Here is a 26,085-nt window from a genome sequence, read left to right as displayed (position 1 = left end):
AATGATTCGGAGGTTTATTCAATGATAGTCAAGAGGTTCCTCACAATATGTGTTTTGTTTGCTGTGGGAGTTTTAACGGCATGTGAGGGAAGGTTGCCAGCCTCTATCCGTGCTAAAGTTGAGCAGCCACTTCCGCAAGAGATCCAAAATAGAATGGCTCTCTATGATATTGATCCCTATGCACCGATTATGATGCGTTTTTTTAAACAAGAGAATCTTGCTGAAATTTGGAAACAATCCCGCTCAGGGCGTTTTATGTTGGTGGCTCGCTATGGTATTTGTAAATGGTCGGGGCAGCTTGGACCCAAATATAAGGAAGGGGATCTTCAGACACCGGAGGGTTTTTATACTGTTAGCGCAAAGCAAATGAATCCTTATTCGAAATATTATCTTTCTTTTAATATAGGATTTCCTAACCTTTATGATCAGGAAAATGGTCGTACGGGAAGCAATCTTATGGTGCACGGTTCTTGCTTTTCTGCAGGGTGTTATTCTATGAGCGATAAAAATATGGCACAAATTTATGCTTTTGCACGTGATGCCTTTAGAGGGGGACAGAGAGAATTTCAGTTACAAGCTTTTCCTTTCCGCATGACTGAAGAGAATATGGCGCGTTATAAAAATGATCCTCATTATAAATTCTGGGTTATGCTTAAAGAAGGTTATGATCTCTTTGAGGAAAATCGTAAACCTCCAATGGTTGAAGTTTATGGAAGACGTTACGTTTTCAATCGTAATAATGGTGAAGTTTCAGCTTCTTTAAAACCATGAATATCATTTTATTGTGACAATGAAGATCAATTTATTTAAAATGCTGTATGAATGCTTGGAGAGCTTTTGTGATACAGTAAATGGGGTGCTTCTGGATATCACAGCTCTCTTCTGTTTTAAACAGTATAGGTTCATTTGCAACACTCTCTGTTCCTCTCAGAGCACAGGGTATCCTTGTTTTCTTAGTTTTTGTTTGAACAGATTAACGGCTTTTCTGTGATAATATCTATTTTCATTGCACAATTCTGGATTTTTGGTTCGAAAGCGTAGATAACTGGTGCTTGTCTTTATTAGGTGCCAAGAACTCTGCTACTCTATCAAGAAAAGCATAATTGAGATATTTTTCCTTTGCGACTTCTTTTGCTAGTACTATAGCACGTTCAAGATAGGTTTTTCTAATGCTTGTATCGAAGCCAAGGCGATAGCCTTGTGAAAAGCTTTTGTGATAAGTTTGCAAGGTCTCGACGTCGTCCAGCAATGCAAGAGCCCTAAGATGAAGTAGAGAATAAGAAAGAAAGTTTTGAACATCTCTGGGATGTTCAAAAAAGACTTCTTCCATTTTTAAATCAAAGTTCGAGCTCTCATTCTCTTGCAAGTTTTCGTTATTAGGTTGTAAGGTTTCGTCATCATCCGACAATTTAAACATCCCCAAATTACCCTGATAATAACGCGTTTTCTTAACGGCCTTCATTTTACAAGGTGGTGTGCTATAATAGAAGAGAAGCATTTCCTTCAGGTCAACAACTTCTGCTGCCCTTATTAAAGATCTACAAAGCTCTTTCTTTAAGCGCTTTTTAGTGACCTTGTCTTCGCAAATTCTCAATCCCTTTGCGTCAAAATCCAGTTCGAGATCTGGTAATGTTTGAGAATTGACAGGATTAATCAGGTGACAAGCAGCAGTAAGAATACCGTTGACAACCAAAAATCCACCATCAAATTGCGGAAAATCCTCATGAATTTCATCATTATAAAAGATCTGTATTTCGCGATCGGGTAAAAAGAGTGTCGCTACATGATTTCCCACACTGTCGATTTCGACCGACCATCCCAATTTTTTTAGAAGTGCTGTTGCATTCTCCATGGTTAAAATTTCATCATCATCGTCGTTATAATCATCTTCAACATTTTCTTCTGATCTTTTTTGCTCAGATGTTGAAACAATATTGCTCTTGTTTTCATTATGTAGTCTTTTCAGTGTTTTTTCACATTGCAATACATTCTGGCACGTTTGAAAATAAAGTAGCAGAGTGTGACAATAAACTTTAAAGCGAAAAATAAAAAAGCCACTGTAAGTCATACAGTTAAAAATGTTATAAAATGATTGTTCATTTTTCCCCCATCGCCCTTTAGGTGACTTGTTTTTAAGACAATTTATTTTGTGTTGTTTTATGTGCAGATTGCTTTCTTAATTTCTGGATCTTTTTCTTTAATTATGATCCAGAAAATCATATGAAACCCCAATATAACCACTACGAGAAACATAAAATACATTACAACAAACTCTTGCTATGCAAAAAAAAGAGCGACAATGGCAGCATCCTGTTATTTTCCACTCGTAAAGAGAGAAACATATAATTTCGTTGTAATAGATAAAAGATCACGAGGGTAAAAAAGATTCTTCTGCAATCTCTTTTTGATAAAGAATCTTCTTCAAACGAAAAGAATCTCAGCGTCTTATGCGGCTCTTGATAAAATTCCCAATTTTGCCCTCTGTATTTCCCCCTTTTTGTCTTTTATTTTTGCTAGATTTTTTTAATTTTGTACCAAAGAACGCAATCATTTTATCTAACAATGAATTTCTCTCAACCAGTTTTTATACCCACTCACATTCTTTAATATTTGCTTCCACAAAAACCAATGTTTCACCCTCTTCTATTAAAGACAATGCTCTTTCGCAGCTTCTTTTACCAAAGCTAGCGCTCTTCATCATTTTTTCACCACATAAACTGTTCTCCTATCTTAAACAATATATTGATTTATAATGACTATTTGTTGTTATTTCTCTTGGATCATAACCCTGAATATCCATAAGGTTCTCTCTTTTCAAATCTCTTTCTATTGAGTTAATTTTTTCACTTGGCTTTATACTATTAGCGGGGTTGGCATAAGGATCAAATTATAGAAGAAAGGAGGAAAATACCTCTCAGTAACAGCCTTCATGCAGTGGCTGTCGCAATCTCACAAGTTTGTCAATATACCATGAGTTGGTAAATAGAATGACGGTGCTGACTTTTCGCAACACCATGAGCTAGTAGAGATATGGTGCCGGCTTGTCTCTTTACTAGTGTGAAGATGGTGGTGCTCAATGGGTTTATTAGTATACAGGCTTTATCGTTATACAATTCACTAAAACAGCGCCGCGAAATGGGTTTAAGTGTTTCTCAGAGAAGTCTCTTTAAGACAAGCCTATGAACGTGCAACATGGGTGGCGTTCTGTTTTACATGAGGGTCGTGACCCCATTAAAGAGCGTGAGAAACAAAAGCGTGAAGCAATGCGATATCTTCATTCTCTCAAAGGCTGTGGGTATTTTTGAAAGCCGTAAAACTGAATTAAAGGATGATGATAAGTCTGGATATTGGTTTTCATCTTTACAATTTCATGTACTCCCCAAATGAAGCTGTCTACCCATTTCAGAAATTACACAAACAGAAATGCGCAACACATTTGCCCGCGTATGGCATACAAAAGCAGGAATAGCCTATGAACATGTAACGTGGGTGGCGTTCTGTTTTAAATGAGGGTCGTGATCCCATTAAAGAGCGTGAGAAACAAAAGCGTGAAGCAATGCGCACTCTTCATTCTCTCAAAGGCTGTGGGTATTTTTGAAAGCCGTAAAACTGAATTAAAGGATGATGATAAGTCTGGATATTGGTTTTCATCTTTACAATTTCATGTCTTCCCCAAATCATGCTGTCTATTCATTTCAGAAATTACACAAACAGAAATGCGCAACACGCTTGCCCCCGTATGGCATACAAAAGCAGGAACAGCCTAGGACGCGCTCATTCGTCTTAATCTTTGTTTCAAACATGCTGCTGCATTGGGATTGGATGTTGATTGACAAGTAACAGAGAAAGCACGCGCCCTCTTAGGAAAACAACGCCATAAAGTTATGAATATATCTGCAATGGATTGGAAAGATGTGCAGGCTTTTTATCAAATACTTTGCCAAACACCACCTCTCACACAATTAACTTTGCGTTTGCTTATTCTGACAGGTGTTTGTAGCGATCTTTTGTGTTATATTCGTGAAGATCAGATTGAAGGGAATATATGGACTATTCTTGGCTCGGAAATATGAAAGGAAGGTGTGATGTGATAACAGAATTTCGCATTCCTTTCCCAAATACAGTTCTGGATTTGTAGCGTACAGAAGCGCTTCTTAACATCCTCTTTCATTCCCAAAAATACCTTTTAGCATCCTTTCTGGAAGTCACAAGTTTGTATCATTATTCTCTTTATCGGTTCAATTCTCTTTACTTGCTTATGGTGTTGCGATGGTCTTAGCATGGGGACGATTCATAAAAGGCTTTTTCGTTTTTTAAATCGTTTTTCTCTACAATCCTTTTCATGATAGGCGAAAGAGTGGTTGTGTGGTTTCAAGATTAACTAGGTTTGAAATGAAAGAATTTTCAAGATTCAAAACTCTCACTCACGATGTAAAATGATGATTTATCATTATAAGTCAATGTGTTGTGCTATAGTATGGTCTGATTAAAGGTTGGCTCTCTTGTTTATTAAGGTTTTCTTACTGAAGATTTAAGTTTCTCACTAAAGATTTGAAAAAAATTAAAATTTTATTCCTGGAACAATCAGGGGATTGTCCAGTAGAGCGGTTTTGTCTGCAGTATCTATTGCTGGTTTGTTTAGAAAAGCATTGAAGAGTTTTTCTATTGCTTCTTTTTCAACACCATCGGCAATAATGACAAAATGCGTTTGTGTGGTCTCTTTTGGCCATGCTTCTAGTCTTACTGGAGGGTGGAAAAATGTTTGTACACCATGCAAGACAAGCGGACGATTTGGATCATCATGCAATGCGATGATTGCTTTAATACGTAATAATTGACGGCCATAAAGGTTTGTTAAGAGATCTAAAAAAGCTTCGATAGTGGCATAATCCATAGTCTCTTCACACTTTAGCGAAAAGGTGTGAAGTGTCTTGTGATGAGAATGGTTGTGAGGGAGGCATTGTTGAGATTGTGTATTTTCTTCTTTTTCATCCCATAGTGTTGTATTGATTAAGGAATTTAAACAGAAATGATCAGAATGGACATCAATTATTTGTGCCGTAGGATTTATTGTTTTGAGTGTACCAAGGAGTGTATTTGAAAGCGTTTTTGAAGTGATAAGATCTGTTTTTGTAAGGATAATTTTATCAGCAAGTACGAGTTGTTTATATATTTCAGGATAGCATTCGAGTATGGAAGGTGTGTTTAAGGTATCAAATGTTGCAAGAACAGCGTCGATTGATAATGTTTGCATAAAGAGTGGGTGGCTTAGAAGAGCTTGTAAAATAGGCGCTGGATCAGCCATTCCTGTTGTTTCAATAATAATGCGATTGAGTTGTTTGAGACTTCCTGTTTGAACGCGATTGATTAAATCAGCCAATGTATCGATAAGTTCACTGCGCAAATTGCAGCATAAACAGCCATTTGCAAGTTCGATAATTCCTTCCGTTGCTTTTTCAACTAGAAGGTGGTCAATGCTTATTTCACCAAATTCATTGATGATAACGGCACAATCAGTCAAAAGAGGATCGTGTAGAATGCGGTTGAGTAAAGTTGTTTTACCAGAGCCTAAAAAACCGGTAATAAGTGTGAGAGGAATGCGTTTTGTTTTCATATATCTTATCGATTGTGATTTATAGGTTTTGTCATAGAACGATTGGCTGGTTTTGGGTGCGGAATATGGAAATTTTTTATTGGCTTTCCTTTAACTTCACGTTTCTTTGGTGCACGAATGAGTCGTACTGATAAAGGCGGTGCAAAAGCAGGTGAATCATTGATTAAAGGTGAAGTAAAAACAATATTTCCTTGATCGTCATAAGAATTTTCATGCATTTGTATGTTTTCAGGAGTGCACACTTGTTTTCTCATATCCGTTGCTTGTGCTATTTTTATACCATAGGGTTCTAGTGTTGCCAATGTTAATTGGAGCGATCCGTTATGTAAAAATCCGGTTTCGAGCAATTGTGCGGCTTGTTCTTCTCTTTCATTTATATTGTGAGCCCCTAAGATAACAGCAATAATTGTGCGTTTATCGCGGGTTGCTGAGGCAACAAGATTGAAACCGGAGGCACAAATAAAACCTGTTTTCATGCCATCTATTCCATTAAAGCGACCAATGAGGTTGTTTGAATTGTGCTGGATTTTTCGTTTGTTCCCAAAATCAATGGCGGGAATAGAGAAATAATGGGCATATTGAGGAAATTCACGGCGAATTTGCACCGCTAAAAGAGCAATATCACGTGCTGTAGAGTAGTTTTGTGTGTTTGGTAAGCCGCTTGCGTTCGCAAAATGTGTTCCAAACATACCTAGGCGTTGAGCGTTTGCATTCATTCTTTGTACAAAAGCCTTTTGTGAACCAGCAACTGCCTCACTCATAGCAATAGCTAAGTCATTGGTGGATTTAACCATAGTAATACTTAAAGCCGTATCAAGTGTGAGAACGGAACCAGCTTTATAACCTGAATTGTAAGCAGGTGCTTTTGCTGCATATTCGCTGATGGTGATACGTTTGTTTGATGAAATTTCTCCTTGGCTCATGGCACGAAAAATGACATAAGCGGTCATTAATTTTGTTAAGGAGGCTGGGTACCAACGCTCAAAAGCTTGATTATGTTCTAGGATACGTCCTGTTTCAACATCAACAGATATAAAAGGATGCGCCAAAGCAAAAGTGCTTGTTAAAAGCAAAATAAAAGATAAAAATACATTATAAAAGAGTCGTTGCATTCAGTTAAAGTCCAATACTTTTTTATCAATTCTTTAGAATAATGTAATACACAGTGCTTTTTTATCCGTGATAGAGAAGGAAAATGGTTAATATTGTATCAGTTTTTCTTTAGAGGATAAAATCAATCTCTCTTTGATCATTTTCCCCCTTGAATCCAACTTTATAACTTATAAAAAGTCTTTCGAACACTCTCTTTCCAAGAATGGATATTATGCAACGTCTTATTTTGTTTGTCATGTTCTTTGATAGAATTACATTTTTCTTGAAGAAAGTTATAGCGTTGCTTTGCTTTTTCATATACTTATTTTGAAAAAAGAAAATTTATTTTGTCTTAATTTTATCTTGAGCGCAACCCGTGAATGATATTAATGATATTATAGTCTCAAGCACATTTTGCCCCCTTATTTTTATGCTTAGAAGGGGATGAGATTGGCATAACATCATATTGCTTTTTATCTTATGGACACCTAATTTTTGCATTGAAATGATTGATTAAGGGGTATCTTTACGTCTTTCCCAAAAGTTTTTACTTACACATTCTTTGCTCTTTGCAAGAAAGTTTGTTGATAATTCATTGATGAAGATAAAAATGAATTATCCTCTATTTCATATTTTCGACCTTATATACTTATATGAATGATAGTGAATTATCTTTATTAAATCAATCAATTAACTTGCTTTTATTGAGTTCCTTAAGCCTTTTAATAGCACAAGGCGGCATAGGTGGAGGGGTCGGGTCTTGGGCGGCTAATAAAAGCAGTTCATCACAGGCTTTTTCTGTTTTCTGTACAAGTTGATCTAGGAAATCACGTTTACTTAAACCGGCTTCTATGGGGGGAAGAATGCGAACGCGAATTGTTCCAGGATAACGGCGAAAATTATTGCGTGGCCAATATAAACCGGCATTGTGTGCGATAGGAACAACTTGAAGTTTTAATTCATTGTAGAGCGCAACGATTCCTGATTTATAATTTGGCTCTTGACCTGGTTGTTGGCGTGTTCCTTCGGGGAAAATCAGAATTTGGCGTTCCTGTTTTACTTTTACTTTTGCTTTTTGTATGATGGTTTTTAAGGCTTTAGTGGGTGTTGTTCGGTTGATGGGGATAATTTGCGTTTTTGCCATATACCAGCCAAAAAGTGGAATCCATGTAAGTTCACGCTTTAGGATGAGGGCTGGATCATCCAAATAGGGAACAAGGCCGAAGGTTTCCCATGCAGACTGATGTTTGGGAGCGATGATATAGGCTCCTTTGGGGAGATTTTCTAATCCTTCAATTTCATAACTTGTGCCCGCGATATATTTTTGTAAAAAGAGTGTGACGCGCGCCCATGTTTTAGGCACAATCCAGGCTTTTTTACGTGGCATGAAAAAATAGACAGGTGCATAAAGAATCATTTGTATGAGAGTCACTATATAAAAAGTTAATGTGAAAAGAAGAGATCGAAGAATAAGCACTGTATTTTCCATTTTATATCTGCAAAAATACCATGTATATAATGTAGTTTAACATGAGAAAACATCTCTCTTTACGTTTTTTCAGATGTCTTTTTTTTTAAGAACCTATTTTTTGATATTTTAAGACATAAGGAAAGAGGCTGATGAAATCACAGGTTGGCCAAGATAAAACTTTTATTCCACGTATTTTATCTATTGCTGGAACTGATCCTTCTGGTGGTGCAGGAATGCAGGCCGATTTGAAGGTCTTTTCAGTGATGAAAACCTATGGCATGAGTGTGATTACAGCTGTTGTTGCACAAAATACCCAAGGTGTACGTGCTTTTCAGGCATTGGAGGCGGCTTTTGTTGCGGATCAAATTGATTCCGTTTTTGAGGATGTTGATGTTGATGCCGTGAAAATTGGTATGGTTGCAAATGCTCAGATTGCACAGGTTATTGCAGAGCGTTTAGCTTATCATAAACCCCGTTTTATTGTCTTTGATCCGGTGATGGTAGCAAAAAGTGGCGATGTTCTTTTAAAGCCTGATACAATTGAAATCATGCGTGATTTTCTTGTTCCGCTCTCAACTTTGATCACTCCAAATTTGCCTGAGGCAGCCATGTTGTTGGGATGTGAAGTCCAATGGTCATTAAAGGCGATGTATCAATATGTTCCACAGCTTTTGACACTTGGTAGTAAGGCGGTTTTATTAAAGGGTGGGCATCTTAGCACTCTTTCCCAGGCACACGAGGCTTATTATGAGCATTCTAGCCCTGATCTTTATTGTGATGGTGAAGGTATCGTGACGCTTGAAGCTTCACGTTTTGTCACCACCAATGATCATGGTGCGGGTTGTACCATTTCAGCTGCAATTGCAGCTTTGTTGCCGACGCAGCCTTTGGTTTGTGCGGTTAAACAAGCAAAAGATTATTTGAGTGGTGCTTTATCTGCTGCGAGCACTTTACAAGTAGGGAAAGGTCGAGGCCCACTTCACCATTTTTATACATTATGGAAAAATTGATGAAGCCATTAATGTGAGGGGAAAAAGAGAGGGCCAATTAGCTTGTAAAGCCTGATGCGATTGAAATTATGCGTGGCGTTTTTGTTCCGCTCTTAACTTTGATCACTCCAAATTTGCCTGAGGCAGATCTGTTGTTAGGAAGTGAAGTGCAATGGTCATTAAATACAATATGTCCCACAGCTTTTAACACTTGGTAGTAAGGTAGTTTTATTAAGAAGGTAGGCATCTTAGTGCTCTTGCTCAGGGGAATGAGACTCATTGTGATTATTCTAGCCCTGATCTTTATTTTATGATTGTAAAGATCTTGTACAGCTATGTTGTTAGGAAGTGAAGTGCTCATAGTTATTAAACACTCTGTATCTATGTAAACACGGAAAACCAAAGTAAGTGCAGAAAGTCAAAAGGGAAAGTTATTCGTGGTCATTAGATACTAAAATGATATGGTAGATTTTGCTGTTTGATCAGTACTATTATTTAATCAAAGAGCGAATTTTGTATTTTGCTACAAAGCTTAGCTATCTTAATATTTACTGCTTGTGGTGTTCGTAATCACTCTATAACTTATGAAAGTCCAGGTTTTTCTTAAACGATTTTATTGACATTTTAATTTGGTTGGTGGTGGGTGTGTGGTTTTATTCATTCATCATAAAAGTGAGAAGATTTTATGGTACTTTTTGTTTTCAATTTATGTCGGAAATAGTAAATTAATATTATAAATCAATGCGTTATTATTACAAATAAATTGAGTACTGTCATAACAATCCGGCACCATCATTCTCTTTACAAGCTTATTGTATATTGAGCAACTCATGGCATTGCAACAGCTCTTGCATGAAGGCGGTTTATGAGAGGCATTTTTCTTCTATAATTTTTATCTCTACTACAATCCTGCTGATAGTGTAAAGACAAGTAAACAAAATTGATTCAAGATAAAGTGATTTGAGATGAGAGAATCTTACGGGTATTCAGAGTTATAATTTAAGGGAGAGAACAACAAATAATCTTTATAAATACAAATAAAATAAATGCTACCGTTAGAAAGAATAGTATTGCAATCCCCCTTTATTTTCACTCCATGTGTAATTTAAAGGAAGTTTTGCACTTTAGGGGATTTTTTAAGAGCCTTTTCAAATTCTTTGAAAAAGGACATTGCTCTGAAATCTGTACAACAATATACAAAATCCAGTAACGAGCTTCAATCGCATAAACGATTGTAGTTTGATAGTAGGTTTTGCATCAAGTGGGAAGAGGTGGGATTCGTTCGGAATACGTGGTAATCTGTTGTTTTTACGACTATTTTTTACCATTAAATGTGCGTTTTATCAAAATAGACTTTGATACCTAAAATTGGAAAAAGATGCGAAAAATAGTAAAAATTGCGATTTTTAGCAAAAAAGAAAAAGGTGTCTTAAAGGGTCTTTAAATAATTTTTGAAAATCCCTTTAAAAACTCTTTGAAAAAAATAACTTAATGCACAGCCTATTGTCAAATTATGCAAAATTCGATGACAAGCTAAACCAGTTGAATCCTTTTGTTTCAAACCAAACATCTGCTTGTCACTCCAATTAAATTAAGAGACTATCAAAGTATTTTAATCCTTTAAGTGCTTCTGCTTTCAATTTGAATGTACTCACCTCTTTCAAATTTTTTCATTGTTAATGTTTCAGAGGAATTACACTTTCATCATTTTACCTTTCGTGTAGGTTTCCACCCACATAAACGCTCACCTTGTTCGTTATGTTTTAAAATATCTCTTGCCAAATTAGGGCTAATGACACTGATGTCTTTTCGATTCAAATAAATTGGTAGCCATCCGATACAAGAGGTTCGTTCATTCGTCACGCAACCAGTTAGAAAGCTTATTACGCACATCAGCATCACTTTTCTTGTTAATTTCATTTTCTACCTCAAGCCGTGTTTTCGCTATATTAAAAGCTTCCTTTGTTTGTTTTTGCTTTTCAGCCCTTTTTCCAAGAAAAAAGGCTTTCACTAAAGCTATAAAAAAAACTGCTATGATTGCTGACGTCATAGTCAGATATTTTTTTATCCATAAGATCATAGGCGGTGTTCCTGAAAACGCTTAGCAATATATACCATAGCTGTACAAGCAGCTACAACCATAATGCCTGCTAAGGCCCATTGGACAGGGCCATTTCCGGCAAAAAGTCCCCCAAGTCCTGAAAAAGAGCCTATGATTGGGGCAAGAGCTTCTATTTTGCAAATGCCTGTCACACCTTCTGCTTCTATTACATGATAATTGGGGGCAACATGAGCTCCTTTCACCCATAACCCTGCTTCGGCTGCTCGACGATTGACAAGACCTTGAATACGTTTTCCTCCTACTCTTGTCCATTTTTGCAATTCAGTTGGTATCGTTTCATATTCACCTTTATTGAGCTTTTTTAAAAGTGTAGATTTGCAAAAAGCTGTTATTCCTACATTATAGCAAAATGATACTAATGCTGCGAATTGTTCATCGTTTAAAGGAACTATAACGGCTTTTACAACAACGGATTCACATTTTTTCAAGTCCTGACGAAGGATTTTTTCAGCTTCTTTTTCCGTAATTTGCATATCTTTATGGACAGTTGGAGCGCCAGCTGCACTTGTATGCCCATAACCAATTGTCCATACCCCGCCGGAATCTTCATAGGCCTCTAAACGTAAGCCTTCCCATTGCTTAATCAGTGCAAGCGCTTCTGTTGATATTTTTCGCATTATTCTTACCCTATAAAAAACCTACACAAAGCAGGATATGAATTCAAAACTTACATCTACTCAATTTTTAAGAACGAAACGGCGAAATGGACTCATTGAGCTAAAGCCACCATAGCACGATACGTTAAAGACCATATCGTTTTAATTACAACAAAAAAATATTTTAATTACTATTCATTTTGTAATAATTAATTTTTCTTGATCCTTAAATACAATAACTTTTCATAAATCAATTTATAATCAGATATTCTACCTATAAATATAATTGATCTAAAATAATTCAGAGAAAAGTTACTTGAAAAATTTCAATAATTTTAGCAAAGAAAAGCTCTTTCCAATAAAAAATGGATAATTAACGAACGAACAGGCATTGATTTTTAAGTAATAATAAAATCCATTACCTACGTAACGGAAATTTTTGTAAAAACAAAAATAGACATTATAATTAAACACTCCATATCTAATAATTATTTTAGAATCATACATCAAATACATATCGTATTATACATATTGAATCAAAAAATCCATAGTTAATTTAATTGTTATTTATTTTTTCCTCTAATTGCTTAATTTCCTTAAAAACATACTTTCATGAATGATTTGAAATAAAGTGTTACATAAATTTTGTTATAAATAAAATATATTTATATAAAAACATAATAGATATTTTATCCCTCTCTTATCGTCTGTTTCCAACTGAAAAAATATATTAGAGGAGCATATTCAATATATAGATCAATGATATTTGATGTTTCTTTTAAGAATATTGTACTGTAATAAACTTGAACGATAATCTTGGTTATATATTTTTTCATATGAATAATGCTTTCGTCTTTATTCATATCAAGCGCATTTACCGTCGTTTAGCAGGTGTTACCATTGAACATTTAGATTGGTTTGAGTTTATCAGGCGCTATGGCCGGAAGAACACCTTGTTTTACCTTGATCCGCCTTATTGGGGTGCTGAGGATTACTATGGAAAGGATTTGTTTAAGCGAGAGGATTATCAGAGGATGTCCGCACTGCTTGCACAATTAAAGGGGAAGTTTCTTCTGTCTCTCAATGATGTGCCCGAGATCCGTAAAAGCTTTAGCCCATTTAAGATAAAAGAGGTCACCACTTCTTATACCTGCTCTTCATCAAATAAGCCGACTCCGGCTCAAGAGCTCATCATTTCCAATTGTGATTTTTAGCAAAGGAGAGGAGAAAAGAGACATGGAAAAAGTAAACCGGCTAAAAACGGAAAATTCAAGAGACAGCTTGCTCTCTTCTATTCGCCAACTCCCGCATAATATTGAAGCCGAACAAGCATTGCTTGGAGCAATTCTTGTTAACAATGATGCCCTTGATCGTGTTGCAGATTTTTTGAAAGCAGAACATTTTTTTGAAACTCTTCATCAAAAGATTTTTGCTACAGTTTTGCATATGATCAAAAACGGCAAAGTTGCAACCCCTATTACCATTAAATCCTGTATTCCAGCTGAAGAAAAAATTGGTGATATTAGCGTCTTTCATTATGTTGTTCGTTTAGCCAAAGACGCGGTGACAATCATTAATGCTGAAGATTATGGACGGGTTATCTATGATCTTTTTATCCGACGCTCGTTGATACATCTTGGACATCAAGTTGTCACGACAGCCTTTGAGGCTCCACTCGAGCTTACACCAACACAACAAATAGAAACTGTTGAACATCAATTGTTTGAACTTGCCGACAAAGGCAAATATGGGGGTGGGTTTGAAAACTTTGATACAGCCATTGCAAAAGCACTGAACATGGCGAGTGCTGCTAAAAAGCGCTCCTCAAGGTTTTCAGGGTTAGCGACTCATATAAAACCATTGGATGAAAAAATGGGAGGGTTGCAGCCATCCGACTTGATTATCATAGCTGGGCGCCCAGGGATGGGTAAAACTGCACTTGCTACCAATATTGCCTTTCATATTGCCAAGGCTCATTATCATAGTGAGAAAATCAAAGATCCCTCACAAGCCCATGAAGGAGGGATTATTGGCTTTTTCTCATTGGAAATGTCATCAGAACAACTTGCAACCCGTATTATCTCTGAACAAACAGAGGTCTCTTCTTGTGATATTCGACGAGGCAATCTCTCAGAAGAGCAATTGAGCAAAATTATTCGTGCAACGCATCATTTACAAAAAATACCCCTTTATATCGACCAAACTGGTGGTATCTCCCTTGCCCAATTATCCGCCCGTGCAAGGCGTCTCAAACGCCAACATGGTTTGGGTGTCTTAGTCATTGATTATATCCAGTTAATGACAAGTAGCGCAAAACGTTCTTCAGAAAACCGTGTTCAAGAAATCACAGCGATTACCATGGGGCTTAAAGCTTTGGCAAAAGAACTCAATATCCCCATCATTGCTCTTTCACAGCTCTCACGCCAAGTTGAAAACCGAACAGATAAACGTCCCCAGCTTGCCGATCTACGAGAATCAGGTTCCATTGAACAAGATGCCGATGTTGTGCTGTTTGTTTATCGTGGAGAATATTATCTCAAAAATGAAGCACCCAAAGAAGGCTCCCTTGAGTATAGTAAATGGCAAGAGGCAATGGAGAAAGCCAAGGGCAAAGCTGAGGTTATTATAGCCAAACAACGTCATGGTTCGACAGGCGTCGTTTCTCTTGCCTTTCAATCCGATTTTACACGCTTTAGCAATCTGGAAGAGAGAAGATAATCGGTAATATCTTAGAAAAAATCCAAGAGGCTCTCACCCAAAATTATGCATCTTAAAACGCCCTTTGAAAGACCTTTGAAGACCCTTTGAAAACCTCTTTAATTTTTTTAAAAAGACGTGAATTTTAAAAATGAATTGCTGCAAAACCTGGTGTCAAATTCTGCAAAACCTGGTGACAAGCTACAGACAAGCTACACCGCTGACAAGCTACACATACATAACAAATTCATGGAGCGGGCGATGGGATTCGAACCCACGACCCCAACCTTGGCAAGGTTGTGCTCTACCCCTGAGCTACACCCGCTCATCGATTCGAAACATATTTTGCTTCAGATGTTGATTGTATGGCGCAGGCTTTTACGAATTGCAACAAAAAAATAACATTTTAAGCGGATTTATTTTGCGAATGTTTCAAAAATTAAAGATTGATTTTAGAAATTCTCTTCAATACGTTACCCTTTCTTTATTTTTCATACAAAGAGGAGCGGAGTAAAATTTTAAAAAGAATAAGTCTCTTATGGATTGTCATTGCAACTGTTTTTACCATGAAAAATTTTGCAAAAGCTGGTGATCATGTTAAAGTTGCCATAACACAAATTATGGCACATCCTGCTGCAGATGCCGTTCGCAAAGGGGGTATAGGTTTCCTTGTAGAAAGTGGTTATAAACAAGGTGAGAATTTAGAACTTACCTTTTTATCAGCGCAGGGCAATATTTCTACAGCAACGCAAGTTGCACGTAAATTTGTCGGTGATAAGCTTGATGTCATTGTTGCTATTAGTACACCTTCAGCACAAACAGTGTTTGCTGCAACCAAGACGATTCCTGTTGTTTTTGCTGCAATTTCTGACCCTATCGGTGCGAAAATAGTTTCTTCACTGACCAAACCTGGTGGTAATGTGACGAGAACTTCTGATTATATAGATGTTGCAAAAAGTCTTGAATTTTTGCAAACAGTGAAACCAGATTTAAAAATAATAGGCTTCCTTTATAATGCTTCCGAAGTAAATTCTGTTTCAACACTTAAGGTGTTAAAAGATGTTGCAAATAAAGTTGGAGTTAAAGTTATTGCTTCATCGGCGCCTAAATCTTCTGATGTTCAAGCCGCAACACGAGCTTTAGCGGACAAAGTGGATGTTATGTTTGTTCCTGCTGATAGTACGGTTTTTTCTGTTTTAGAGGGTGTAGCAAAAATCACCTAGGAGACGAATACGCCTTTATTTACTGTATACTGTGATTCTATTGGGCGTGGTCCTTTTATGACACAGGGAGTCAATTTCTACGATGTGGGCGTTGAAGCTGGAAAACTGGTTGTCCGTATTTTAAAGGGTGAAAAGCCTAGTAATTTTGATGTGGTACAGGCTGCTAATAATGATATTAGAATTGATCTAAAAGCAGCTAAAAAAGTTGGTATTGTGATTCCGAAAGCAATTATTGAAAGCGCGACAAAAGTTATTCAATAATCTTTTATGGGGGTGATGTTGATACGGTAAAGCTACGTGCGGTTTTTATGAGGATGGTCTTTGGATGAGTGTCTTTGCGTTTTCTGGAGCTGTGGAGTTAGGCCTTAATTTATGCATTTGTTGCTATAGGGGTTTATCTTTCATTTCGTATTTTGGATTTTCCTGATTTAACCGTTGATGGTTCATTTCTTCTTGAATCATGTGTTTGTGGCGTTTTGATTTTTCTAGGGTTTAATCCATGGATCGCTATGGCATGCGCTTTTTGTGCAGGTATGGTAGCTGGTTTATTGACCGCTTTACTTAATTTGCGTTTTGGCATTTTGAATCTTTTGGCTTCCATTTTGACAATGTCTGCACTTTACACAATCAATCTTCGTATTATGGGGATTATGGGAGGGGCCAGTGTTAATTTGGCACTTGCTGATACTGCTTTAACGCCCTTTTATAATGTGTTTGGTTTGCCTGATATCTTTGTACGTTCTCTTTTGGTTGGGGTTCTATTGCTGATTGTGGCATTTTTGATTTGGCGTTTTTTAGAAAGTGAAATAGGTTTTGCAATGCGCGCTAATCCACGTATGGCTACAGCGCAAGGGGTTCATACGTCGGGCTTGATTTATTTTGGTATGTGGCTTTCAAATGCTTGTGTTGCGCTTGGTGGTTCTCTTTATATACAAACTGCAATTGCGACCGATATTACCGGTGGAATAGGGACAATTATTTTTGATTTAGCAGCACTTATTATTGGTGAAACTTTATTCTATACGCGCAATATTTTTTGGATTGTTGTGAGCTGTATTGTAGGGTCTGTACTTTATCGTATTACAGTGCAATTTGCTTTTGAAGCAAACGGAATTGGTATTGATACATCGACAGATCTTCAGTTGATTACAGCACTTTTAGTTGTTTTAGCTGTTATTATACCACGCTATTGGGGGAGGCGTAAACAATGATTGGGTTTTCTCATGTCGGGGTCACTTTTAAACCGCGAATGCCTTTGGAAAAACAGGCACTCATTGATATTAACCTTAAGATTGATTGGGGAAGTTTTGTCACGATTATTGGTTCAAATGGTGCTGGTAAATTAACTTTGTTGAGTGTTTTAGCGGGCGCAATTTTTCCTACAGAAGGAAAAGTGGTGATCAATGGACAAAATGTTTCCAGACAATCAGTCAGTGAGCGCACTGGAAGGGTTGCGTGTGTTTTTCAGGATTCGTTAATAGGAAGTTGCGGTTCTTTAACAATTGAAGAAAATTTGGCTCTTGCTGCTCTTCGGGGGAGCCGTCGTGGTTTGCGTTTAGCTTTAAAGCATGAAAAACGGAAATTCTTTCGAGAGGAAGTTGCCAAATTAGGCATTGGTCTTGAAGCATATATCCATAATCCTATAGATAGTTTGTCAGGCGGACAGCGCTAAGCAATTTGTTTGGTAATGGCGACCTTAGCGCATGCGGATGTTTTATTGCTTGATGAGCATACTTCAGCATTAGACCCAAGAATGGCTGATTTTGTCATGCAGTTAACCGAAAAAATCGTTGAAGAGAAGAAATTAACCACTATTATGGTGACACATTCTATGCGTCAAGCTCTTGACTATGGAGATCGCACATTAATGTTGCATGGCGGAAAGGTGATTTTGGATGTGTGTCAAGAAGAACGTAGGAATTTAGGTGTAAATGATTTAATTGGCATGTTTCAGAAAGTTCGTGGGGAAGTTCTTGATGATGATGCCCTTTTAATGGATTAGTATTTTGGCTCAGAAAAAAGCGCATGAAGTTGATCATTTTCTCACACGTTTCTCACGTGCCTTTCCTATTGTTCTTATTTACGGGCCAGATCGTGGTCTTGTTTGTGAGCGTGCGCAATGTTTTGTAAAGCTTACACGGGTGGCAATAGACGATCCTTTTTCAACAATTCGTTTGGATGCAGTGGAAATTGATAAAGATCCTGCACGTTTGGGGAATGAAGCACGTACTTTATCACTCTTTGGAGGGGACCGTTTGATATGGATTTCTAATGGTGCCAATCAAAAGGGTTTTCTTACAGCTTTAAAGCTTTTAATTGAAGATCCGCCAGAGGCATGTTTTATTCTTATTGAGGCTGGAGATTTGAAAAAAGGAACAGGGCTGCGCAATGTCGTTGAAACGGCTTCAAAAGCAATGGCTTTGCCTTGTTTTGCAGACGATGCGCGTTCTCTTGATGGTTTGATGGACGAGATTTTAGGGCATTTTAAAAAGACCCTCTCTTTAGATGCACGCAAGTGGTTGCATGAAAGTTTAGGGGCGGACCGTCTCGTTTCGCGGGGTGAATTAGAGAAGCTTTGTCTTTATGCTTCAGAGAGGTGTATCACTCTTGAAGATGTAAAAGCTGTGGTGAGTAATGTGAGTGCTCTTTCTCTTGATGAAGTGGTTGATGCCCTTTTATTGGGTGATATTTCAGGTTTTGAGGCTCACTTTAGTCGATATGCAGCATTGCATGGTACAATTTTTCTTATTTTAACTACGGCACAAAGGCATTTTCAGCAGTTACAACTTTTGCGTTATCAAGTGGAGGTTGAAGGGAAAACGCCTTTTACAGTGATTTCTCAAGCACGACCGCCGATTTTTTTCCAGCGGAAAAAAACAGTTGAACACGCTTTAAGATATTGGAAGTTGGAATATATTTCTTATGCAATGGAAAAAATTCAAACCGCTGTTTTAGAGAGTCGTAAAAATCCGCTTTTAGGAGAAGCTATCATTCGTCAAGCTTTACTGGGGCTTACAATTATTGCACGACGCCAAATGGCAGCTTAAAATATTGTGCTGTCTTGGAGCAGATTGGGTTGTATTTGTGTAGATTGATTTGAAAGTTTTGTGAAAGACTTCTCTCATAAGGTTTATCTGTTTTTTGAAAAATCAAAATCGTGGTCTCTAAAAGGCATGTTTGACAAGTTTTTCATCGGGTATTTGGGTTATCTGTTCTCATAAAACTAAGGGGTTTATGGTCAGAGTATTTTTGTATGTTTTATAAAAGAATTAACATATTCATTTATAACGATCATAAATTATTTTTCTTCTTGAGAGTAAGGCTTAAATGTCGTGAAGTTCTCTTCATTTCAACTCTTTTTTCATGATGAATCAATCATTTCGTTGCACATTTTATGCATGGGAGAGTTTGTGTGCATAAAACCGTTTTAAGGCCAACTGAAAATACTTCTTATGCGCTATTTGAGGGCATGAAATGGTAACATTAGAAGTAGAAAATATAATCAAAGTACTGGCTATAATGGTTGTGCTCATCGTTATGAGTGCACCGGTTATAACAGAGGCATTAGTCTTTTTCTTTACATTGGTAAAGAAAATTGCCTCTTATATTTCTGTATAATTGCTTACTGGAAAATACTGGAATATGAGAGTATGCAATGGGTTTTGCACGCATTCTTGCGTGAGTGCCGTTGTGAAAAGTACCGTTGTAAAAAGTTATTAGGCTTTCATTGAGAGGTATTTGAGATCAAGATAAATGCTATTTTTGTGCTGAGTTTCTTCCTTTTCTTAAGGATATTATTTTTTCTTGGTTTGTTAAAATAAATTTGATTCCTATGAGAATGATTTATGGTTTAACGCGATTGTGGGAGTATAGAGAAAAAATGCTTTTAAAGCTATAGGGTATTTTTTTGCATAAGTTGTTTGGTGGCATTTTCCACATTTGAAAAATTTATATTAATTTCGACTGTGACACACCGACACCATCATTCTTTTTACCAGCTTGTGGTATATTTAATAGCTCATTCCGTTGCAGCAGACCTTGCATGAATGCGCTTTATGAGGGGCACCGTTCTTCCTTTTCTGTAGTTTTATACTCCACGCCAGCCTCTTTTATGGCGTGCAAGAAAGCGCTTAAAATTGTTTCATCGTGAACAGATTTTAAATGGGAAAATTTACAATATTTAGAGTCATAATTTAAGTTGAATAATGATTATTTATTATTTCAAATCAATGCGTTGCTTTTAAAATTGAGGCGTAAAGTGTGCTTCAACTATTGTGTGAGAGAGTCATTTTGTTTACATTTTTGAGAAGTTTTATAAAAGAGTTGGGAATGTTTTATGCAAGTGGGCTGTTTTTATCGTCAATAACCTGTGAGAGGATTTAAGTGTTTTTTGCTTTTATGTATGCTTGTAGGGCAATGAATTGATATGTTTCAGGGCTGGTAATTGCTTTTGTGATTCATTTTTTGAGTGCACTTTCCAGGTAAAAGTGATCTGTTGGTAGTTTGCAAAGGTGATGATTGGGGCGCCCACGTGGTTTTATTATTTTTTGTCTTATTGGTTGTGATTTTTAAAATGTTTGATACATAACTCTTGAAAAGATAGGCAGAAAAATTGCTATTTTTTAAAGAGTCTTAAAAGGTGAAAGATGCTCCATATTCGGTTTGAAAAAATAGCACTCATTGGGATTGGTCTTATTGGCTCTTCTTTAGCACGTGTGATTAAAAAGAAAAATCTTGCAGCGCATGTTTCTATTGCAACGCGTCGTCAAGAAACATTGAAAAGAGCGCATGAATTGGAACTTGGAGATTCTTATACGACTGATAGTGCAGAAGCTGTTGAAGGAGCAGATTTGGTGATTGTTTCTGTTCCTGTTGGAGCAAGTGCAGAAGTAGCAAAAACCATTCATAATCATTTAAAACCTGGAGCGATTGTGAGTGATGTTGGTTCTACAAAAGCGTTGGTTATTGCAGAAATGGCGCCTTTGTTGCCAAAATCAGTTCATTTTATTCCTGGTCATCCGATTGCTGGAACAGAATATTCAGGACCGGATGCTGGTTTTGCTGATTTGTTTATGAATCGCTGGTGTATTTTAACGCCGTTTGCTGAAAGTGATGTTGAGGCTGTCGCGCAGTTAACAGCGTTTTGGGAGGTTTGTGGGGCACGTGTTGAGAAAATGGATCCTAAACATCATGATCTTGTTTTGGCTATTGTTTCGCATTTACCGCATTTGATTGCTTATAATACTGTTGGAACGGCGAGTGATTTGGAAAAGGTGACAAATTCAGAAGTGATTGCTTATTCCGCTTCAGGTTTTCGTGATTTTACGCGTTTGGCATCTTCTGATCCTGTTATGTGGCGCGATATTTGTTTGCATAATAAGGAGGCTATTTTAGAAATGTTAAGCCGTTTTAGTGAGGGGCTTTCTTCTTTAGAGCAGGCAATTCGTTTAGGCGATGGTGATACACTGTTTCATTTTTTCACGCGTACGCGCGCTGTACGTCGTAATATTATTGAAGCTGGACAGGAGATTGATGCTCCTGATTTTGGGCGTCATAGTGTTTCTCAAGAAGATCGGTAGAAGATTTGCGTTGTTTTTTTAGAAATCTCTCTTTTTTCAGTTGTGGATTGCTCGTAAAGGAAAAAGGCAATTTCTTGCGTGTAAATAGGGGCAAGAAGTTTTAGGAGAGTAGGTTATCATCTGTGGTTCTCTGTAGTACATAAAGATCATAAGATATAAAGGAGAAATTTTAAAATAAGCGATTGTAAAACTTTATAAAGTACAATTTTCGCTTTAGTTTGAGGGCTGTTTCGCGGATCGTTTCATCTATGTTTATATTTTGATTGTTTTCTGCACTGTTTTGTATCAGTGGAGAAGAATATAAAGACATCAAGGCACAAACAAAATTTTCTTAACCTTTCTCTTTTTCATTCCGTTTTAGGATTTTCAAAATTGTCCAGAGTCACATCTTCTCAATAAATAGATATTTCACATTGTTTCATGCTTTTGTTTATTATGTTCTTCATAGGACTACACCTCTTATCAAGGGGTGCCGCAATATTATGAGCTGGAAACTATAATAGAAGTGCAGAACGTTGTTGTTTGGTTTGTTTATATGTTTTGTTTTTCTCTTTCATATACATTTTAGAAAGATATCTGCTCCTAAGCCCTCATTTCACGGTGGTGTTTATAATTGTGTAACGATAAGCCATTGAGAACTAACATTTTTACGCTTATATAGGTACAACTTTACACTTATGAAGCTTATGCTGGCACACTCATTGCCTTTACCAGCTTCCAATATATTTACCAGATAAGGGGGGTGAGAGAGCTTTGCATGAAGGCGGCTTATTAAAGGCATTTTCCTTCTTTCTTCACTCGTTTATATATATATATTTGCTCTGCTTATGATGTACAAGCAAGTAATTTGAATTGATTTCATATGAGAGGATTTTTGATAAGAGAAGCTTTCAAGATTCGGGAGTCTTATTCAATGTGCAAGAGATAAATTATCTTTATAAATTAATATGTTCTTTTATCTAAGATCAAAGAAGCCATTTGGTATGTGTTTAAATTTGCAACAAATACCACATCTTGCTTTACGCAATTTATATCGATGTATATATCTTGTTTGACCGATAATATCGATCGATGAATAGGTTACTCATTTTATTGTTTTTTTGTTTTTAATGAGCTGAATTTGTTCAGGCGTTTTTTCAGTTCTGCTATAAAGTTAGACTTGACCATATTCGTGGTTGTCTTTTATACTGTATGAAGTTTGTTGTTAAATTCTGCAATTTGTTTTGATGAAACTTGTATAGACAAGAGAAGGTGTGGCCAGAAAGTATTGTGGTTTGTTAAAAAATATCTTTTGGTATAGCTATCGTATTTTTGTTAATGCAGTAAGCCATTATTGGCGTGATAATGGAAATGCTTTTGCGAGTCATGTTGCGCTTTCAGGGCTTTTAGCATTTTTTCCTTTTTTTATATTTGGGGCATCTCTTGCGAGTTTTCTTGGTGCTTTTACATACACGCCACAAAAAATTAAAGCGTTGATACAGTTATTGCCAGATGTCATTGCCGAACCTTTATCTCAGGAAATTGTCAATGTTTTAACTATTCAGAGAGGCGGTGTGTTAACGCTTTCTGTTATTGGAGCGGCTTATTTTTCTTCTAATGGGATAGAGGCTTTACGTGCGGCTTTGAATAAAGCTTATCGCGTTGTTGATCAGCGGAGCTTGTTGTTTTGTCGTTTTCAAAGTTTATTTTTTGTGCTCCTTGGAGCTTTTGGTCTTATTGTTATCAGCTTTTTGCTGATTTTAGCACCTTTGATGATCAAAATTATGCAAAAATATTCTTTTTTCATTACCGAATATATCGGTATTATTCGTTTATGGCGTTATACTATTGCGGCTGTTGTTCTCTTTATTAGCCTTTTAATCGTCCATAAGTGGCTACCAGCAGAGCGACGGAAGTTTATCGATATTTTACCAGGGGTTGTCGTAACAATGTCGGTATGGTTTATGGCGTCCATTGCTTTTGCGCATTATTTGACAATGTTTGACTATATTTCTACTTATGCAGGCTTAACATCTATTATGGTTGCTATTATTTTTCTTTACATTTTAAGTGCGATTTTTATTTTTGGCGGCGAGATAAATGCGGCGATCATGTTTTATCGCAATCATTTGCAACATTCAGGTAAATAAAAGAGCCTGTTATTGTCTGAAAATTTAGAAAAAAATTCACCAATAAAACCAGCGATTACTTTGTTTATTGATGCGGATGCTTGTCCTGTAAAGGACGAAGTTTATCGTGTTATGAATCGTTATCAACTCAAAACATTTGTTGTGGCAAATCGTTTTTTGGTTTTGCCAGATGAAGCACTTCTTGAAAGAGTGATTGTGGCTGATGAGCTTGATTGCGCAGATGATTGGATTGTAAAACATGTGCATGAGGCAGGTATCGTTATTACCAGTGATATCCCTTTGGCAGCGCGTGTTGTACGGGCTGGGGGTATTTGTCTTTCATCAACGGGGCGTGTTTTTGATGCAAGCTCAATTGGTCACGCTTTGGCAATGCGCAATTTGATGGAAGATTTGCGAGGACAGGGCAACATGATGATAAGTGGTCCCCGTCCTTTTTGTCGCAAAGATCGTTCTGTTTTTTTATCAGCATTAGATTTGGTTGTACAACGTTTAAAAAGGCGCGGTTATTAGGATTATTGTTCCTCTTTCATGACAGCTTTTATAAGCGCTTTGGCATCGTCATTAGCCCATGGAGCTGCGCCGTTATATGAGGCAAGGAGATAGCCATTTTTATCAACCAGAAGTGTTATGGGAAGTCCTAGAGCAAGTCCTTGTTTTCGCACGCTGTTAAAAATATCCATTGTTTCATCGCGATAGTAAAGCAGATTATCAGCATGAACATCTTTTAAAAATTGTTGAATTTTTTCAGGAGAAGCCGTTTTATCGGTATTAATAGCGATGACATCAAAATTGTTTCCACCCAATTCACGTTTTAATTGTGCAAGTTCAGGCATTTCTGTGCGGCAAGGTACGCACCAAATAGCCCATAGATTGATGAGCAACGGTTTGCCGGTAAATGCAGCAAGTTTGTAGTCTTTTCCCTGAATATCTTTGAAAGAAAGTTGGTTCATATCATAGGGTTTGTTAGCAAATCGTATGCGGGTAAAAAAACCTTTTGCGTTTGCTTTGATGGTTGTTATTTTTTCCGCATGTGTGTTTTCTGTATTTGTTTCTTGTGCTGTTGCTGTTGAAATGAAATTGGAAAAGAAGTCCCCTCTTTTGTTATGGTCGTTGATTATTGTGTATAAGCTTAAAGCAATGATAAAGGATACAATAGAAAGCTGTATTTTTCTTTTGGTGAATGTGTGAGGGATCATCATTTTTATCCTTTTTATGGGTCTTTTCAGAAATGATAAATGAGAAATTCAAGAATCAAATAAAGAGTGGCAAGTTTATAATAGCATTTTCTACAATTATGGAAGAAATTAATGCCTCAATTGATTTTGATCAAAAACTTTCTCGACAAGATATTGACAGTTCTCTTGTTCATGCTGCAATGTGAGCGCAAACGAGGATTATTTCACAACCAGATGATGAAAAAATTGTTCGTGGTTTAAAATTTATTCGTCAAAAAATTAAAAGAGGTGCATTTATTTTTTTACGAAAACGCGCAGATATTCATACGAATATTGAAGTAGGATTTTGTGAATTCATTGGCTCTGTCGCAGGGGATTTTATCAAATAATATTGATTTATAACGACTATTTGTCGTTATTCATTTTGAATCATACACCTGAATATTGTAAGATCTTCTCATTTCAAATTTCTTCATGTTAAGTCGATTTGGTTTATGCTATCAGTGGGGGTGGCGTAAGGGTAGAAATTATTGGAGAATATAAGGAAATGCTTCTCATGAACCGCCTTCATGTGAAGGTTGTTGCAACGCCATGAGTTGGTAAATATATTAGGATCTGGTAAAGAAAATGACGGTATTAGCTTGTTATTGCATACGGCATGTTTACGCAATGATCGGTTTGCTGTTGATTTTCGTTTGTTGGTGCGTGAGGCGACAGCGAGAATAGCACAAGCTTAAAAACATTCATAGAAAAGCTGCTGGCATAGAAAAATTATTGGTTTGAGCAGACAACATATCATTATACCAAGCTTTATGCATTTACGATCGGCACAGCTATGGTCAGCACAGCCTGTAATGTTTGGTTGCGATTTATCAAGGATGTGTGAGATGACTGAGCAAATGAATGAATCATCTTTAGAGGTTGCTTCCCTGTGACATGTCCGCAACATGTCATAAGGATATATTTTCGTCCTAAGATCTTGCATCACAGGACGGATTTTGCTATTCATAATTTGTCGATTAATGAAGAGCCTTGTCCGTTCTTACGTGACAAGGTTTTCTTTTTATGCAGCGTTGTTGCTACGGTTGTTTTTTGCTTTCTCTATCACACCGTGAAGATCAGATTGTAACCAACGCGACAAAAAACCAAACTTTAAGGGTTTTGGTAAAACACCGTTTGTCACATGACGGCGGAATGTTGAAACACTCATATGGAGCAATTTTGCACTTTCACGATCTGTAAGAAGAGTATCATTTTCGGTCATTTAAAAATCCTTTCAGAACACAAATTGTAAACAAATCATGAGCACTTATTAACCATATTTCTGCGGGATTGAAAAGTAATATTATCTATAAAAAACAGTCTTTTATCATGTTTTTTAACATTGAATCTTGATGA

At 36.8% G+C, this 26,085-nt stretch carries 19 protein-coding genes, 1 tRNA gene and 6 pseudogenes; 17 read left to right on the top strand and 9 right to left on the bottom strand.

The genetic code is table 11. The annotated features are described in order from the left end of the window. The first annotated feature begins 21 nt into the window (after window positions 1-21). Complete coding sequence (locus BN67_RS04850; protein WP_026088175.1) at window positions 22-771, top strand: L,D-transpeptidase family protein; 750 nt, start codon at window positions 22-24, stop codon at window positions 769-771. Window positions 772-1,003: 232 nt separating this feature from the next. Here the strand turns inward: BN67_RS04850 and BN67_RS13210 are convergent, their stop codons facing one another. After that, entirely contained in the window at window positions 1,004-1,984 is a 981-nt protein-coding gene (locus BN67_RS13210) for a DUF6990 domain-containing protein (protein WP_156791635.1), read from the bottom strand. 1,195 nt (window positions 1,985-3,179) lie between these two features. Here BN67_RS13210 and BN67_RS15205 point away from each other — a divergent pair. After that, the gene (locus BN67_RS15205; protein ID WP_019223014.1) at window positions 3,180-3,305 is read left to right on the top strand and encodes a hypothetical protein; all 126 of its coding nucleotides are present in this window, start codon (window positions 3,180-3,182) and stop codon (window positions 3,303-3,305) included. 218 nt (window positions 3,306-3,523) lie between these two features. After that, window positions 3,524-4,135: pseudogene (locus BN67_RS14815) on the top strand (integrase); the annotation flags it as partial. Window positions 4,136-4,561: 426 nt separating this feature from the next. Here BN67_RS14815 and BN67_RS04820 read toward each other — a convergent pair. From BN67_RS04820 to BN67_RS04805, 3 genes are all read right to left on the bottom strand, one after another. Beyond that, window positions 4,562-5,614, bottom strand: a complete 1,053-nt coding sequence (locus BN67_RS04820; RefSeq protein WP_019223012.1) for a CobW family GTP-binding protein — start codon at window positions 5,612-5,614, stop codon at window positions 4,562-4,564. A 5-nt stretch (window positions 5,615-5,619) separates the two neighbouring features. Next, window positions 5,620-6,726 carry a D-alanyl-D-alanine carboxypeptidase family protein gene (locus BN67_RS04815; protein ID WP_019223011.1) on the bottom strand — a complete coding sequence of 369 codons (1,107 nt, stop codon included), beginning with the start codon at window positions 6,724-6,726 and terminating at the stop codon, window positions 5,620-5,622. 662 nt (window positions 6,727-7,388) lie between these two features. Further along, window positions 7,389-8,195: a lysophospholipid acyltransferase family protein gene (locus BN67_RS04805; RefSeq protein ID WP_192813124.1), complete on the bottom strand. Its 807-nt coding sequence runs from the start codon at window positions 8,193-8,195 to the stop codon at window positions 7,389-7,391. 131 nt (window positions 8,196-8,326) lie between these two features. Between BN67_RS04805 and thiD the strand changes: the two genes are divergently transcribed. Together thiD and BN67_RS15405 are read left to right on the top strand one after the other, a co-directional pair. Further along, a complete protein-coding gene (thiD, locus tag BN67_RS04800; protein ID WP_019223008.1) occupies window positions 8,327-9,187 on the top strand; it encodes a bifunctional hydroxymethylpyrimidine kinase/phosphomethylpyrimidine kinase in 861 nt (286 codons plus the stop codon). Between the two features lie 68 nt (window positions 9,188-9,255). Beyond that, a complete protein-coding gene (locus BN67_RS15405; protein WP_425277076.1) occupies window positions 9,256-9,384 on the top strand; it encodes a hypothetical protein in 129 nt (42 codons plus the stop codon). 1,634 nt (window positions 9,385-11,018) lie between these two features. Here BN67_RS15405 and BN67_RS04785 read toward each other — a convergent pair. Both BN67_RS04785 and BN67_RS04780 read right to left on the bottom strand, forming a co-directional pair. Beyond that, window positions 11,019-11,246, bottom strand: coding sequence for a hypothetical protein (locus tag BN67_RS04785; protein WP_019223005.1), 228 nt, complete (start codon window positions 11,244-11,246; stop codon window positions 11,019-11,021). Then, complete coding sequence (locus tag BN67_RS04780; protein WP_019223004.1) at window positions 11,243-11,905, bottom strand: lysozyme; 663 nt, start codon at window positions 11,903-11,905, stop codon at window positions 11,243-11,245. The genes BN67_RS04785 and BN67_RS04780 overlap by 4 nt, the downstream gene beginning before the upstream one ends. An 842-nt stretch (window positions 11,906-12,747) precedes the next feature. Between BN67_RS04780 and BN67_RS04775 the strand changes: the two are divergent. Together BN67_RS04775 and BN67_RS04770 are read left to right on the top strand one after the other, a co-directional pair. Then, a pseudogene (locus BN67_RS04775) lies at window positions 12,748-13,098 on the top strand (DNA adenine methylase); the annotation flags it as partial. A 22-nt stretch (window positions 13,099-13,120) separates the two neighbouring features. Continuing rightward, window positions 13,121-14,602 (top strand): replicative DNA helicase, encoded by a 1,482-nt coding sequence (locus BN67_RS04770; RefSeq protein WP_019223002.1) that lies wholly within the window; start codon window positions 13,121-13,123, stop codon window positions 14,600-14,602. Window positions 14,603-14,831: 229 nt separating this feature from the next. Here the strand turns inward: BN67_RS04770 and BN67_RS04765 are convergent. Beyond that, window positions 14,832-14,906: transfer RNA gene (locus BN67_RS04765), tRNA-Gly, on the bottom strand. Between the two features lie 190 nt (window positions 14,907-15,096). Here BN67_RS04765 and BN67_RS12680 point away from each other — a divergent pair. The 8 genes and pseudogenes from BN67_RS12680 to BN67_RS04725 all read left to right on the top strand — a co-directional run bounded on the left by BN67_RS12680 (window position 15,097) and on the right by BN67_RS04725 (window position 24,022). Next, window positions 15,097-16,065, top strand: a pseudogene (locus tag BN67_RS12680) (ABC transporter substrate-binding protein). A 64-nt stretch (window positions 16,066-16,129) separates the two neighbouring features. Further along, window positions 16,130-17,015 (top strand): annotated as a pseudogene (locus tag BN67_RS12675) (ABC transporter permease). Beyond that, window positions 17,012-17,806, top strand: a pseudogene (locus BN67_RS12670) (ABC transporter ATP-binding protein). The pseudogenes BN67_RS12675 and BN67_RS12670 overlap by 4 nt, the downstream one beginning before the upstream one ends. A gap of 4 nt (window positions 17,807-17,810) precedes the next feature. Then, entirely contained in the window at window positions 17,811-18,851 is a 1,041-nt protein-coding gene (gene holA, locus BN67_RS04745; RefSeq protein ID WP_019222996.1) for a DNA polymerase III subunit delta, read from the top strand. A gap of 427 nt (window positions 18,852-19,278) precedes the next feature. Next, on the top strand, window positions 19,279-19,422 hold the full coding sequence (locus BN67_RS14145; RefSeq protein ID WP_156791634.1) for a hypothetical protein: 144 nt from the start codon (window positions 19,279-19,281) through the stop codon (window positions 19,420-19,422). Between the two features lie 1,028 nt (window positions 19,423-20,450). Beyond that, window positions 20,451-21,383, top strand: a complete 933-nt coding sequence (locus tag BN67_RS04735; protein WP_019222994.1) for a prephenate/arogenate dehydrogenase family protein — start codon at window positions 20,451-20,453, stop codon at window positions 21,381-21,383. A gap of 1,274 nt (window positions 21,384-22,657) precedes the next feature. Further along, entirely contained in the window at window positions 22,658-23,512 is an 855-nt protein-coding gene (locus tag BN67_RS04730) for a YihY/virulence factor BrkB family protein (protein ID WP_026088171.1), read from the top strand. Window positions 23,513-23,524: 12 nt separating this feature from the next. Further along, window positions 23,525-24,022, top strand: a complete 498-nt coding sequence (locus tag BN67_RS04725; RefSeq protein ID WP_019222992.1) for a YaiI/YqxD family protein — start codon at window positions 23,525-23,527, stop codon at window positions 24,020-24,022. A 2-nt stretch (window positions 24,023-24,024) separates the two neighbouring features. On the opposite strand, the gene BN67_RS04720 is transcribed toward BN67_RS04725, so the two are convergent. Next, window positions 24,025-24,708: a TlpA disulfide reductase family protein gene (locus tag BN67_RS04720; RefSeq protein ID WP_019222991.1), complete on the bottom strand. Its 684-nt coding sequence runs from the start codon at window positions 24,706-24,708 to the stop codon at window positions 24,025-24,027. A gap of 32 nt (window positions 24,709-24,740) precedes the next feature. Here BN67_RS04720 and BN67_RS14805 point away from each other — a divergent pair. Both BN67_RS14805 and BN67_RS14135 read left to right on the top strand, forming a co-directional pair. Further along, window positions 24,741-25,061, top strand: a pseudogene (locus tag BN67_RS14805) (argininosuccinate lyase); the annotation flags it as partial. Window positions 25,062-25,283: 222 nt separating this feature from the next. Beyond that, entirely contained in the window at window positions 25,284-25,424 is a 141-nt protein-coding gene (locus BN67_RS14135) for a hypothetical protein (RefSeq protein ID WP_156791632.1), read from the top strand. Window positions 25,425-25,750: 326 nt separating this feature from the next. On the opposite strand, the gene BN67_RS04705 is transcribed toward BN67_RS14135, so the two are convergent. Then, window positions 25,751-25,951, bottom strand: a complete 201-nt coding sequence (locus BN67_RS04705; protein ID WP_019222130.1) for a helix-turn-helix transcriptional regulator — start codon at window positions 25,949-25,951, stop codon at window positions 25,751-25,753. Window positions 25,952-26,085: the final 134 nt, after the last annotated feature.

This window comes from Bartonella rattaustraliani AUST/NH4, from assembly GCF_000312565.1.
Lineage (GTDB): Bacteria > Pseudomonadota > Alphaproteobacteria > Rhizobiales > Rhizobiaceae > Bartonella > Bartonella rattaustraliani.
The sequence above is the reverse complement of the archived record's forward strand: the minus strand, read 5'-3'. Positions and strand labels throughout refer to the sequence as shown.